Consider the following 13715-nt stretch of genomic DNA (forward strand, 5'->3'; position numbering starts at 1 on the left):
CAGGGCAACGGAATTCCATACCGGCACACCGATCGGCACCGAAGTACCCGGATGCACCACCGACGCCGTCGCATGCACGGTGAATTCCGTCGGTCCGTAGAGATTGTGTAGTTCGGCGTGGGGTAATTTCTCTGCCACTGGCTCGGCGAGGGAGATCGGAAATGCCTCGCCGGCAACAAGTATCGCCCGTAGCGAGCCACTGGCGCCGTTCTCGAGCGCCGACACAAATGGACCGAGCATCGAGGGTACGAACGACAGCATGGTCACCGACTGTTGGTCAATCTCGCGTGCCAGATAGGTCGGATCCCGCTGCCCGTCCGGAATGGCGACCACGATGCGCGCGCCTGAGATCAGGGGGGCGAAAAGCTCCCATACGGACACATCGAATGTCACAGCCGTTTTGAGGAGTATCTTGTCGGCCGGTCCGATCTTGAATTGCTGTACCAGCCACAGTATTTGGTTGCCCACCGAACGGTGCGAGACCGCGACCCCCTTCGGTTGTCCTGTCGAACCGGAGGTGAAGAGCACGTAGGCGGTGTTGTCCGGATGCAGTCGACCCAGTCGCTCAACATCGGTGACCGGGCCGTCCGGCATGCGCGCCAGATCGTCGTCCACGAAAACGACAGACCCGAGTCCCACGATACTGGCGTCATCAGCATGACCGGCCAAAACGCACGCTGCGTTGACGGTCTCGCAAATATATGCGACGCGGTCGAGGGGCTGCTCTGGATCGATAGGAACATACGCTGCCCCTGTCTCCAGAACCGCATAGATTCCGATCACCATATGCGCCGACCGGCGGATCGCCACCGCCACTGCCGTTTCCGGCCCAGCTCCGTGCTCGATCAACACCCGAGCCAGACGCCGTACACGCGACGCCAACTGCGAATACGACAAGGACTCGCCTGCGAAGACCACCGCCGGCGCATCCGGTGTCCGCATCACTTGCTCATGGAACAACGACACCACCGTCGCACCCGAATTCACTCGGTGTTCGGTGTCGTTCCATGTCTGCACCACCAGTTGGCGTTCGGCGGCATCGAGCAGACTCAGTCGCCAGATCTCGGTATTCGGCGGGGCAGCAAGAAAGCGGCCGAAGAAACTGACGAACCGAGCACGTATGCGATCCAACTCTTTCTGGTCGTATCGATTCGGATTGCCATGGAAATCGATCGTCAGATCCGAATCACTGCCGCTTCCATGGATGTTGACCTGAAGATCCTCCAACCGACCGGACCGAAGAATATGGTATTTCGCTGTCGCCTCACCGAATTTCAGCTCCGAGTCGAAGAGCAGAAGATTCATGACAGGTCCGAACGTGCCGTAAACGTTGTCGAGCATATTCGCATCACGTCGAATGTCCTCGAAGCGGTAACGTTGATGCCGCAACGCCCCGAGCATTTCATGGGCCGACTCTGCGATCAGTTCTTCGATGGTGGTACGCGCCGAAAGACGAAATCTGAGGGGAAGAAGGTTTGCGAACATTCCTGCAGCCCGCTTGGTCCCGGAGGTGGTCCGCCCGGTGACCGGTAAAGTGAGGACTACGTCGGGAGATTCTGTCGTTTTCGACAGAAACGCCGCAATAGCTGCAACGACGACCTGCGCCGCGCTCTGGCCTGTTCGATGTGTGAGTTCCTCCAACCGAGCCGCCGAAGCCGCACTCAGTTCTTCACCGCTTACAAGATCATATGCGGCCGGAGGAGCGACCTTACGTGTGAGGCTGGCCGGAGCGGGGAGATCGGCTACATGATCCGCCCAATATTCACGATCCGCAGTGAATCGACGGGATTCGCGATACTCGTGTTCTGCCCTGTATAGCTTTTCCAGGCTTACTGTCGCCAGTTCCGAAGGCGTCCGTCCCTCGACTGAGGCGGTGTACAGTTCCGCGGTGCGACGGGTGACGTTCAATCCCCCCAGCCCGTCGAGCACCACGTGATGGGCCCGCGAGTACCAGAAATAGTGTTCGTCGGCCAACCGGAACAGCTTCGATTCCGACAACTTATCGTGCAACAAATCGATGGGTTTTCCGAAGTCCGCACGCATCCATTCCATTGCTGCACGAACCGGATCCGATTCGCCCCGGAAGTCCAAAACAACTTCCTCATGTGAATTCGGACCTTCCAGTCGCAGGTGGGGGTACCCATCGATCTCGACCAGACGCAGGCGCTCGAATTCCATTTCCGCTTCGGCACGCTGACCCGCCCGCACAAAGAGTTCGACGTCGAGCGATCCACGAATCTCCAAGTATTGCGCGATATTGAACGGAACGCCATTCGACATGATCTCCGCGAGCCATATACCGTACTGGCCCGGCGACAATGGGTATGTTACTGCCGACCGTGTTGATGAGCGTTCGGAATGCGTGACCATGTATGACCTCTCCCGCCCGGGGCAAATATCCCCCGGAACATCAATTAATCAAATCTGTATTCGCTCCTCCAAGCCTGGACGGACGGAAAACATTCTCCCGATGGACAACGCGGATATTGGGGAACGGAGCGGACATTCCGAGCGTCACGGCAACTTCCCACATCCAGGTACTCCGGCAGTGCGCACCGAATCCCCGTGGAGTTGGCATGTCGACCCGTCGCCTGATTGAGCACAGCTCGCACATCATCCTGCGGTCACGTGCGGACAGATCGCGGCTACGATCGGTGGCGGCCGTCAGCATGGTGCGCAGGCCGGATGTCGGCGAAAAGACCGACCGGACGTAGGCCGAGCGGGAGCGGACAGTGTCGCTTGCCGGAGTGGTGCCACACCGAGAACTCGAACCCCGGGGAATGTAACACCGTCCACACGTAGGACTCTCCGAAACCGAACGCGGACAAAGTGTTTGTCAGGAAGTTCGCGCGAGCGCTCCGCACCGATCCGTTCGGTCTCCGAGTGCACCGCCGCCACCGCGGTGTCCGTGTCTGCCCGCACCATGTCGTCGAGCAGTCCCACGACCTGCTTCTGGTGGCCAACCAATCGCGCCTCTTGTACCAGTGCGGACTCGCCCCGCATATCGACAAACGCGCGATCCATCAGGGCGCCTCCCTGAGCCAAGAAGTACGAACCAGGGGCGGCCCTCCTGAACCGCCGAGCATATGTGGAGCAACCATAGCCACGCCGTGTCACGCATGTTCCCAATCGCAAAACAACGGCACCCACACACGCTGAGCTACCCCTTGGCGCTCGGTTCAAACCAGCCGTCTTTCTGGGGTCCCGGCCGGGATCGAACCAACCTCCTAGGTCAGACGGGGCGCATCACCTCCGATTTGCAGCCACTGGACCGGTACGCCCGACCCACTGACCCGATATTGGCCCGATAAACGCTCCTCCGGCTCGCGAATCGGGCGGTATTGATGCCACCCCGGAGATGGCGCCATGTTGCCCCGCACCAGAGAGGGCGGGACGATCGGCCTCGAGCACTCGCCTTGGCGATGGTGTCGACATCGGTCCGTCCGGCCAACGGTGGGTTGCGCGATGTCACGGGCGCAGCCACGCAGACCCGGAGCGCGCACCGACACGTTCCCCCTCGCGGCGGGTGTGGCCCACGTGAGGCCATCGACCATTGTCGGCCAGCCAGGTTGACCCCCGAGCGGGCGGGGCGGCGTTGCCCGATGTGTTCCAGCCCGGCGGCCGGCCGTCACGCGGTCAACATGTACGCGCGGTCGGTTGACCCTGGAACTTCTTCTCGAGCCAGTCGAGTGCCTGGAACATGCCGAGTGGCGCGGCTGAGAGGTGGTCCGGCGTCGGAGTCAGCATCGTGAACAGCTCGACTCCGGCCGCGCAGTAGCGCTGCAGAGTGTGATCGATCGCGTCCACCGGAATCAATCCGTCGATCGGACTGTGCCATTCGAAGACCGGGGCGTCCGGTTTGCCCGGATAGAACTCCAGACTGTTCTCGTTCAACACCTGCCACGCTCCCGGATCGGCCATGAAGTTCTTGTTGTCCGTCATCTGGCCCGCGCTCTTGTAGGCCCCGACGAACATGGCTTCGTTGGTGCAGCCGTTGATGACCCAATTGGCGAGCCAGTGACCGTAGGGATTGAGTTGGTCGGCCACGTTCAAGCGGTCCGGATACTCGCGCTCGAGTCCGATGAGCGCGATTGCGGCGAGTCCGAACGCGATGTGCGGCTGATCGCCCAAGGCTCGCGCCATCGTGGTCAAGTTCATCGGGACCCCGCCATAGGCGGAGCCGACGATATCGAGCTCGGGCGCATAGGTCTCCGCGAGTGCTGCGGCCCACGCCGTGGCCATGCCGCCGCCGGAGTAGCCGCCCATCCCCACCTTGCTGTGGGTGACGCCGAGCTCGGGAATCTTCTTGACGGCTCTGATCCCGTCCAGTGTGATCTGTCCACCGAGTTTGGCGGCGCCATAGGCCATTCGCGGGCCGAGATGGTCCGGTAGCACGACCGACCAACCACGACTGAGCACGAGGTTCAGACCCGGCATTTCCAATATCAGGTTCGTCGGGTCGGACGTGTACAGCTTGGTGGCGACTTTGCACTTGGTGCCGAGCGCGTTGATGATGTGCTGATACGACATCAGCGGGCCGTCCGGCTGGTGATTTTGCGGAAGTAGGTAGGTCGCATTCGCCGCGATCGGCTTGCCTTCGGAATCGGTGCTACGGAACAACACCTCGTACACCCGACTGGTCGGGAAGTACACGTGCCATGGCTTTTCGCGAAACTTCAGCACATCTCCGGGCGCGTGTGCGGCAAGGTCGGCCGGGGCCGCATAGAACTGGTCCGGGTCGGGCGTAGGCATCAGCGGCGCTGCGGGAGCATGGCCCGCACTGCCGAGCGCGGCGGCCAACGCCATGCTCAATGCAATTGCGACAATTGCGGCGAACCGGCGCACAAACGCACCCATGCCATCACCTACCCTCGATACAGCACACGGTCCGAGGACCGTCGCTGCGCGACGAAAACGCACGGTTCGATGCACTATGCCAGAAGTTCGCTCAGAAGTAACCAGTGTTCGGATAGACCACTGTCGGCGACGTGTGAAATCTGGTCACGGAGCGACGGATGAAAGCAGACCCTCCGTGACGCTCCGGGCACGCTGCCGCGCTGCCCGAGCATGATCACAACGTTCCCGAGTACGCGCCCGATCTACTGTCAAGATCGCTCGAAAGGCACCGTTACGTACATCTGCCCGTTTCGTCCCGCCACGCGTCGGGTATCCGACGCCCACGCGATGTCGGCAATCTCGCGCCAACGAAGGAGCGCAGATGAAATACGAGCTCAGTCCCGACGCCGAGCAGGCTCTCGACGAACAACTGGAAAAGTCGGACACCGAGACGAATGACGATGGCACCGATCCGTTGGAGCAGGACCTCGACGTGCCCAAGGGCGGATCCGAGGACGACGCCACGGACGCAGTGCAGAAGCAGTACAAAGCGAAGTCGGGACTCGATCTCGACGACGACGTAGCTCGCGATATTGCGCGGGTCCCACGCGACAACGAGGGTGACGCGAAATCCGGCAACGACGACGAGACCAAAGCCGCCAAGAGCGAGGCCGAGTCCGACAAGGACGACACCGATAGCTGAGAGCGTACGAGTTCGGAAAAGAGGAGGTCTCCAGTCGGTGCCGCCCATCACCGCGGCTGCACTGAAGGCGGCCGGCCGAAGCGCTGGCCTGCGGAGGTCCTTGGCAGTGGAAGCGGCTTTGCCAGAAGATCGTGAGGCAATTCGGGTCTATTCAAAAAATATCAGCGACAGACCGACCGCGAATTGCCGGTTATCACACAGCTCAGTCGCAGCGAGATAAGCACTAGTGAATCGACCCGCCGAGCAGCAACCGTCCGCGTAATTGTGGCGCATTCCTACTCAGCCAACTTTGCGACGGCCCGTGAGCCCACACCAAGAAATTTGTTGGTGCCCTGGTCGGCCATCGTGGTGCTGTTGAACGCGGCCTTCAGGTCGGGAACTTCCGGTCTCGGAGTCGCGAATGGCCAGCAACGGCATCGACGGCGTCACCGACAGCAAGACCAATTCCATGGTTGCCCCGCTGCGCGGGCGGCAACGAGGCAACACGCCCGATCATCGGCGTCGTCCACCGACTGCCGCGCCAGCACTCGAGGTCCGGCTCAGGTCCTGGCTAAAGCCTGTGCGACCGAGGCGATGTAGTCGCAGTGAGCGTCGACGGTCTCGAGGCCGAAGCCCATGGTGGCGATCGCGAAGTGCGTGCCGCCGGCGGCCCGCCATGGACACTCCCAGCTGCGCTGCCAGAGCGAGCACCCGCCGCAGCAACGCGGCGCCAACGAATTCGAGCCAGAACACCGAGCCCCTGAACACTGCACCCTACGTTCGGCGCCGCGCCGATGCAGCGGGGGTTCCGGTGGCGCGCCCGGAGTTGCAGACTGATGTGGCGACCTCCGGAGGCATTCGGAGTCCCCGTTAACGAAGGAGTGATTCACGTGCGGCGCGCCTTTTTCTCGGTGTTGTGTGCAGCAGCCGTGGCGGGTGGCACTGCCGCCGGCGCGGCGGCGGCGGCCCCGCTCGACGCCGATCCGCACTTCCAGCCGGTCGCCGGCACACAGTTGGTGGATCAGGTTCGCCACGATCCCCGCTGCATTGGTGACCTGCGCCTGGACAAGGAGATCAGAAAATGGTTGAGGTCGATCCCTACCGGTTCCGCGGCCGGGTGGTGGGATCGCATGTGCGACCGGGACTGGGACTAGCCTCCACCTGCCCCGCAGCCACCTGCAGAGTGCCGAAGACAACACTTCGCCGTTGACGCACGAGATCCCAACCGCTCGCGCTCCCCGCTCCGGCGTTACTTTGCTGCAGGATTTTGCCGACCAAGTACTCGCAATCGGTGACCAACGACCCCGGACACAGCGTCTACGTGTTCGTAACGTGAACAGTGTCAGGATTCGGAGTAACGACCCGAAGGCGGTGACCCGGTCGTAGCGATCCTCGAGACCCGCGGTAAGCGCTCACGCACCGACCGCCCGCGCAAGATTGGGGTGCACAATGACCAGAATCTTGATCGCCTACGGGACCACCGAAGGGCAGACCGCCAAGATCGCCGAGTACATCGCCGACGTGGTGCGCAGCCACGGCTACGAGGCGGAAGCGCTGAACCTCGAGGAAAACCACAGCCTCGCTCCCGAGACCTACGATGGCGTGATGGTCGGCTCCTCCGCCGGACCACGATGAGGTGACCACCATGCTTCAACAGCAGGATGTTTCGCGATCGAGGGGTCTGCACGCGGTCGCACAGTCGGTTTGGCAATTCGGGGTCCTCCTGGTAGCGGGCCGAATCCACCAGCCGCGCGCCAACATCGATGCCGTTGCGGCGATCCCGGACGGGACCCATGGCCGCGTCTATCGGGAAACCACGGTCGATGGGCCACCAGCGGCGGAGCCTGTCGTGCTCGTGGTCGAATTCCGTCTGCGCGGCGTGCACGGATGGGGCCATCGCCTCTTCCGCTGGGAAAGCCTGTTCAACACACCGATGTTCGTCGGTTTCCCGGGGTTCGTGTCCAAGCTGTGGCTCGCGCACGACGAGCGGGAACGCTATCGCGGTATCTATGACTGGGACGGCGCGCGAAGCGCCGACTTCTACGCCAAGTCGCTGTCGTGGGTCCTGGTGTTGGTATGCGTTCCGGGTTCCATCTCTTACGAAATCGTCGAAGGCCGCAAACGGAACGACTGGATCGAACTCCCGCACGATTGAGCCAAAGGCGTACGCGGAGAAGGAGGTCCGGCGCCCGATTCACTGCGCAGTACGCTGTCGCGGCCACCGCCGCCGCATTGTTCCCTGTGCTCGACGAGGGCGGTTAATCCGCCGCGTGCTGACCGCTGGCGATGCGCCCGGCAGCGTCCTGCGTGTAGGTCCGGACTCGATCGGCGAGCCACAACAGTTGCTGATTCGCGGGGTCGAGTGGGTCGGCCGAGTTGGGCCGGCCCGTGGGTTCGAACAGGTAACCCTGGGTGATGGCCCGAACGACTTTCCCGAAGCAGATGTCCTCCGGATCGAGCCGATCGACCGTCGTGATGCTCAAGCCGGCGAGCGTCTGCGTCGCCTGGCTGCGTTTCCTGGCACTGCCGTCGCGGCGGGTGCTCGGCGCCAACTGGTTGAGTTCGACCTCGGCGGCAGCACACAACAACGCGGCCGGACACACTGCGCAGAACTCTCGCTCCGCCAATCGGCCGAGTCCGGTCTCGAGAAACGCACGGGTCCGCTCGGTGCGGAAGGAGTTGGCGGCCGCATCGAGCATCCACTGGAACCGGCTTTGGAGACCTGCCGCGTGATGTTCGCTGTCGCGATGCGCCATAGCCGATTGTGGGTTGCCGCTCCCGGGATCGTCAAACACCAGCGCGAATGAGTTTCGCTACGACGGCGGACGAGCGCTGACATGGCGAAGGTGCTAGCGCCCATAATTCCACGTGGCAGAGGAGAATCCGCAGCTCATAGGCAGTTCGTGCGGTCGTACGGCCACCGTCTTTCCGATCCGGGTCCACTCCCCACCGGTGCGGCGGCGGCGATATGGCGGACCAGTTGTGTTCGACACCGTCCCTGGGCACGGGACGGAAATGTGGCTACGGTCACATCATGATGCTCCATCTTCGAACATGGTCGTTCGCACTGCTCCTTTTGCCCCTCCTCGCCTTCAGCGGGACCCTTGCGTCGCCCACGGCCGCCGCCGCGCCGCCACACCCCGTGGTGTACGACGCGCTCGGCGACTCCTACGCGTCCGGTTACGGCGTGCCGCCCTACGGGCCGTGCGGTCGCTCGGCGTCGGCCTACCCCGAACAGCTCAACGGGCGGCAGCAGATCAAACTCGACAATTTTGTCGCGTGCGCCGGTGCCACCACGACCTCGCTCGTGACGGACGGACAGCTCAACGCACTCAATGCCGACACCGACCTCGTCACCCTCACCATCGGCGGAAACGACATCGGCTGGTCGGGGGCGGTCGGGGCCTGTCTCGGCGGCACCGACGCCCAGTGCGCCGGCGCCATCGCCAAGGCCCGCGAACGCATTACGACCCAATTGCCCGGCCTGCTTCGCACCGTCTACGACCAGGTCGCCGCGGCAGCGCCGAACGCACACGTCGCGGTGACCGGCTACCCGGAGCTCTTCTCACCGGAGAACGGCGCCTACCTCGGTGCGTCCCCCGCCGAGCAGGTCGCCCTCAACGACGGCGCCGACCTGCTCAACGACACGATCGCGGGAGTGGCGGCGAAGACCCGGCCCGTCTTCCAGTTCGTCGACGTCACCCCCCGGTTCGTCGGCCACGGCGTCAACGCGCCGGACGCCTGGATCCTCCCTCCGTCCGATCCGGCTGCCTTCCACCCGAACATCAACGGCTACAAGGCCTACACGGCCGCGGTCAACTCGGCGCTGGGTCCGGTCAAGCTGGGTTAGCGGTGTCCGCCGCCGTGCGTCGACGGGAATGCGCCCGGCGGGTCGACAAAGCAGGCAAAGGTGCCTACCCGCGCGGTCCTGCACCGCAAGTCCACCCCGGAATCGCCGTCTACCAACCCGACCTAGCTACACGACTGCGTGCCGATCGAACAGGCCTGAGCACGGAGAAGGGCAGCCCACGGCATCCGTGCCTCCGTCGCGTCGAGAGCGGTGAATCGCTCATAGTCACCAATAATCGTCGACCGGTGGCAGTCATCAGCCCCCTCGGGCGCCGCGTGCTCGAATCCGAGCCGCTGCTGCAGGCGCTCACCTCCGATCCGCCCCGGCACCTCGTCGCGTCATGGCTGCTCCACACCGAATTGCATTGCGCGGCAAAGCGACATCCGCACGTGATTGCGATCGAGGCGATCACCGCCGCGCTCGAGTCGGTCGATCTCGTTGATTTTCCCGTGGTGACATGATCGCAGCCGGCACCCACGCCCCACTCCGGTCGAACGATGCTCTCCACCTCGCGGTCGCGATCCGCCTCGGCGTCGACGAGTTGCTCACCTACGACCGAGAACCGGCCGACACTGCAGCCCACGCGGGCCTGAGAACCCTCTCGCCGCGCTGATCCGATCCACTCCTTGCCGAGGCGGTCGGCATAGGGCTCAGACCGCGTCGCATGCTCCGTCCGGTGCGGTTGTCCACAGCGTCCGGCTTGAATTCGTGTCGTCCCGCACCACAGCCCGGTCCACCACACGACCGGCGGCGACAACTTCACGCACGTGTCCGCGTTCGAGCGCCTCCTGCGCGGAAATCATCTCCGCTCCGCCCGTCCATTCGATCGCGGTCGACATGCCGACGACCCGAGGCAGGAACCAGGTGGAGCATGCCTCGGTCAGATGTGTCGGCGCCCCCGGGCCCGAAGAAGTTTGAGTTTGCGCGACATACTCCGACTTGCTCGCGACGGTGTACTCAACAGGCGGCGAGACTTTGTCGCTTTGCATTGGTCAACGACAGACTTGCCGCCGAACTCCGCAATCTTATGGACCCCATCCGTGCAAGCATCGCCGCGCTTTTTACGGCAAGGTGTTGGTGTGTCGACCCACACAGCGCGTTCACCGTCGTGCGCTGCTCGACTTCGCCAACTCTTCGCAGGTGCGCATCACAATGTCGCGGAGAAACTTGTGCTCGGGCTCATGTTCGAAGATCGGATTCCACCACATCGCTTGGACCAGTGGATCCAATCGAACCGGACTCGGATGGGCGACGAGTCCATAAGTGGCGGGAAAGAATTCGAACATGCGAGACGGAATCAGCGAGATCCGGTTGCTGTTGGCGACCAGCGGCGGCACCGTGAGAAATGTTTCGGTGATCACCTGTGCGTGCGGTTCGATACCGCGCATACGCAACTGGCGCGCGGCCGGGGTGGACGCGGAAAGGCTGTGGTACACCAAGACCCACGGCAGGTTCTTCAGATCGTCCTCTGTCGGTCCGAGGTCGGCGGCGGGGTGGCGTCGGTCCATCACGATCGCCCATTCGTCGCGGAAGAGATCGGCGTGCGGCAGGTCGGTGACGAACCCGTGCGGCACCACCATCAGGTCGGATTCGGTCAGGACCTGTTCGGCGCGCGAAACATTGTCCGGAGTCGTTGGTACCAAACGGATCCGGGCGTGTGGCGCGGTGCCCAGGAGCGCTGCGGAGATCTGCTCGCCGAGCAATGTGGTCGCGTAATCACTCACCACGATCGAGAACTCTCGGATCGTGTCGGCGATGTCGAACTGCGGCCTGCTGTTGAACACTCGCTGGATGCCTTCGAGCGCCACTGGTGTGCGCCGACGCAGATCGATACCGAGTGGCGTGAGCTGGGAGCGGTTGCCGACACGGTAGAGGAGTTCGTCACCGAAGTGCCGCCGGAGCCTGCGTAGGGCGGCGGATACCGCGGGTTGGGTGACGCCCAGTTGTTCGGCCGCCCGCGTCACGCTCTGGTGCTGAACCAGCGCATCGAGCGACACGAGCAGGTTCAGGTCGAGATTCGCGAGCGTGCGTGACGCGGGTCCGGCAGAGTCCGGCACCGCCAATTCCGAGTATCTTCCCCGATCGATTGCCATAAATAACCATTATGCCGGTCATCACCACATCGACCTTCCCTTATGGTGATGCAGCTCTCAGAGTGGAGGTATTCCGCTTTCCGGCACATGACCGGCATCACCTGGGAGTAACTTTCATGGCTCGACGCACCGCATCATCAGTCCTGGTCATCGGCTCCGGTATCGCCGGCTCGGCCGTCGCGATCTTCCTCGCTCGTGTCGGTGTGGCCGTCGACGTCGTCGAGGCGAGGGCCCGCGACTACGCCACCGGCTCCGGCATCACCCTGCAGGGCAACGCGCTGCGCGTCCTGCGCGACCTGGGCGTCTGGGAGCAGGTGCGCGAGCACGGGTGGGGGTTCGACACGCTCGGCCTGCGGGCGCCCGACGAGTACGGCACTCTGCTCACCGAAATCGAAGATGCCCGAACCGGTGGCCCCGACCTCCCGGCAGCCGTCGGGATGGAGCGGCCCGAACTTGCCCGCATCCTGCGGGATACCGCCGACCTCGCGGGAGCCAAAGCCCGCTTCGGCACAACGGTCACGTCCTTCCAACAGGACGACGACGGCGTCGATGTGCACTTCTCGGACGGCTCGCACGGACGCTATGACGTCGTGGTCGGTGCCGATGGCGTCCGATCGACCACCCGGCGCGCACTCGGCATCGACCTGGAGACTGTGCCCACCGGTATGGGCATCTGGCGGCTGATCTGTTCCCGACCCACCTCGATCGCCCGCACCGACCTCTACTACGGCGGTGCCGGGTACATCGCCGGGTATTGCCCGACGGGCGAGGACTCCATGTACGCCTACATCGTCGAGGACGCTCAGAACCGCTCGCGCCTGTCCAAACAGGAGCAACTCGAGACGATGCGCGAACTCGCCGAGCACTACCACGGTCCATGGGACGAGATTCGCACCCAGATGACCGACCCGGACGCCATCAACTACACGTGGTTCGAGACCCACCTGCTCGACGGGCCCTGGAACCGCGGCCGCGTCGTCCTCATCGGCGATGCCGCGCACGTGTGCCCGCCGACCTTGGCGCAGGGCGGGGCGCAGGCACTCGAAGACGCCGCCGTGCTCGCGGAACTGCTGATCGGACGGCCCGTGGGCGACGACCTCTGGGAGTCGTTCGTCGACCGGCGACTTCCCCGCGCCGGCGCCGTCGTCGGCGCCTCGGTCCAACTCGGCAGCTGGATGCTCGACCACAGCGCCGACGCCGACGTCCCCGGCTTGATGGGCCGCATCGCCGCCCTCGTCAGCGAACCCGCCTGAGCCCGAATCCACTTGCCACCTTCGATGAAAGCGATCTCATGACCGACTACGCCTTCACCCACCTCCGCCATGTCGCGCTGGCCGTCCCCGACTACGACAAGCAACTCGCCTTCTACACCCAGCACTGGGGACTGTCGGTGGCGGGCAGCGACGGCGACGTCACCTACCTGGCCGCCGAAGGGTCACCCGAACCTTACGTGGTGCGGATTCGCCGCGATGCCGACAAGCGGCTCGACCTTATCTCCTACGGCGCCACCGACCCCGCTGCGGTGGACGGCATCGCCGAGCGCCTCGGCCGCAGCGGGGTCCAACTCGTCGGCGACCCCGGCGCGATGCAGACGCCCGGCGGCGGATACGGCTTCCGCTTCTTCGACAACGACGGCCGCACCATCGAGGTGTCCGCCGAGGTGGCGCCCCGCACGCACCGCAAAATCGAAGAGGGTGAGTCGATTCCGGTGAAGCTGTCCCACGTCGTGGTCAACACCACCGATCCGGAGGGGACGGTTGCCTTCTACGAGAAGCACTTCGGGTTCCGCGTGTCGGATGTCCTGATGCACCCGCGGATGGGCAACATGATGTGGTTCCTGCGCACCAACGATTGGCATCACTCGATGGCCATCGCGCGCGGACCGCACGCGTCGCTACATCACGCTTCCTTCGAACTGCGTGGAATCGACGAGTACATGCGTGGCACCGGCCGGATGCTCCGAACGGGTGTCGAAAAGATCTGGGGACCGGGCCGTCACCTGGCCGGCAACAACACCTTCTCCTACTTCCTCGATCCGAACGGCAACACGATGGAGTACACGACCGAACTCGAAGTCCTCGAGGAGGATACGTGGCATCCGCACCTCTACGACTTCTCCGATCCCGAGGTTTCCGATCAGTGGGGCACCGCCAACGCGATGGACGAATTCGTCGCCGCGAAGTCGTTCAACGACGTCGACAAGGGCCTGTTCGTCGCACCGCCGGTCTAACCCATATCGCTGCAGATCCAGGAG

Annotated in this window: 13 protein-coding genes and 1 pseudogene; 9 read left to right on the forward strand and 5 right to left on the reverse strand. The window is 63.7% G+C overall.

The features are described 5' to 3' along the window. Together OG921_RS24500 and OG921_RS24505 are read right to left on the reverse strand one after the other, a co-directional pair. A partial coding sequence (locus OG921_RS24500) for an AMP-binding protein (protein WP_266115156.1) occupies positions 1 to 2370 on the reverse strand: 2370 nt, incomplete at its 3' end. A 1266-nt stretch (positions 2371 to 3636) separates the two neighbouring features. Next, positions 3637 to 4857, reverse strand: coding sequence for a lipase family protein (locus OG921_RS24505; RefSeq protein WP_266115157.1), 1221 nt, complete (start codon positions 4855 to 4857; stop codon positions 3637 to 3639). 361 nt (positions 4858 to 5218) lie between these two features. On the opposite strand from OG921_RS24505, the gene OG921_RS24510 reads away from it, so the two are divergent. The 4 genes from OG921_RS24510 to OG921_RS24525 all read left to right on the forward strand — a co-directional run bounded on the left by OG921_RS24510 (position 5219) and on the right by OG921_RS24525 (position 7673). Then, positions 5219 to 5539 carry a hypothetical protein gene (locus tag OG921_RS24510; protein ID WP_266115158.1) on the forward strand — a complete coding sequence of 107 codons (321 nt, stop codon included), beginning with the start codon at positions 5219 to 5221 and terminating at the stop codon, positions 5537 to 5539. Positions 5540 to 6408: 869 nt separating this feature from the next. Then, positions 6409 to 6672: a hypothetical protein gene (locus OG921_RS24515; protein ID WP_266115159.1), complete on the forward strand. Its 264-nt coding sequence runs from the start codon at positions 6409 to 6411 to the stop codon at positions 6670 to 6672. A 295-nt stretch (positions 6673 to 6967) separates the two neighbouring features. Next, a complete protein-coding gene (locus tag OG921_RS24520) occupies positions 6968 to 7153 on the forward strand; it encodes a flavodoxin domain-containing protein (RefSeq protein ID WP_266115160.1) in 186 nt (61 codons plus the stop codon). A 10-nt stretch (positions 7154 to 7163) separates the two neighbouring features. Further along, positions 7164 to 7673: a hypothetical protein gene (locus OG921_RS24525; RefSeq protein ID WP_266115161.1), complete on the forward strand. Its 510-nt coding sequence runs from the start codon at positions 7164 to 7166 to the stop codon at positions 7671 to 7673. A 103-nt stretch (positions 7674 to 7776) separates the two neighbouring features. Here OG921_RS24525 and OG921_RS24530 read toward each other — a convergent pair whose 3' ends face one another. Beyond that, positions 7777 to 8217 (reverse strand): hypothetical protein, encoded by a 441-nt coding sequence (locus OG921_RS24530; RefSeq protein WP_266115162.1) that lies wholly within the window; start codon positions 8215 to 8217, stop codon positions 7777 to 7779. A 335-nt stretch (positions 8218 to 8552) separates the two neighbouring features. Between OG921_RS24530 and OG921_RS24535 the strand changes: the two genes are divergently transcribed. From OG921_RS24535 to OG921_RS26745, 3 genes are all read left to right on the forward strand, one after another. Continuing rightward, on the forward strand, positions 8553 to 9368 hold the full coding sequence (locus tag OG921_RS24535) for an SGNH/GDSL hydrolase family protein (protein WP_266115163.1): 816 nt from the start codon (positions 8553 to 8555) through the stop codon (positions 9366 to 9368). A 245-nt stretch (positions 9369 to 9613) separates the two neighbouring features. Further along, positions 9614 to 9829, forward strand: a complete 216-nt coding sequence (locus tag OG921_RS24540; protein ID WP_266115164.1) for a hypothetical protein — start codon at positions 9614 to 9616, stop codon at positions 9827 to 9829. Continuing rightward, positions 9826 to 9981 (forward strand): PIN domain-containing protein, encoded by a 156-nt coding sequence (locus OG921_RS26745; protein ID WP_353962103.1) that lies wholly within the window; start codon positions 9826 to 9828, stop codon positions 9979 to 9981. The genes OG921_RS24540 and OG921_RS26745 overlap by 4 nt, the downstream gene beginning before the upstream one ends. Before the next feature lie 109 nt (positions 9982 to 10090). Here the strand turns inward: OG921_RS26745 and OG921_RS24545 are convergent. Next, positions 10091 to 10252: pseudogene (locus tag OG921_RS24545) on the reverse strand (enoyl-CoA hydratase-related protein); the annotation flags it as partial. 216 nt (positions 10253 to 10468) lie between these two features. Next, a complete protein-coding gene (locus OG921_RS24550; protein WP_266115165.1) occupies positions 10469 to 11461 on the reverse strand; it encodes a LysR family transcriptional regulator in 993 nt (330 codons plus the stop codon). Positions 11462 to 11577: 116 nt separating this feature from the next. Here OG921_RS24550 and OG921_RS24555 point away from each other — a divergent pair, with 116 nt between their 5' ends. Together OG921_RS24555 and OG921_RS24560 are read left to right on the forward strand one after the other, a co-directional pair. Further along, complete coding sequence (locus OG921_RS24555; RefSeq protein WP_266115166.1) at positions 11578 to 12714, forward strand: FAD-dependent monooxygenase; 1137 nt, start codon at positions 11578 to 11580, stop codon at positions 12712 to 12714. A 38-nt stretch (positions 12715 to 12752) separates the two neighbouring features. Beyond that, positions 12753 to 13691, forward strand: coding sequence for a VOC family protein (locus tag OG921_RS24560; protein WP_266115167.1), 939 nt, complete (start codon positions 12753 to 12755; stop codon positions 13689 to 13691). The last annotated feature ends 24 nt before the right edge of the window (positions 13692 to 13715 follow it).

It is taken from the genome of Aldersonia sp. NBC_00410, from assembly GCF_026342035.1.
In the GTDB taxonomy this organism is placed as follows: domain Bacteria; phylum Actinomycetota; class Actinomycetes; order Mycobacteriales; family Mycobacteriaceae; genus Aldersonia.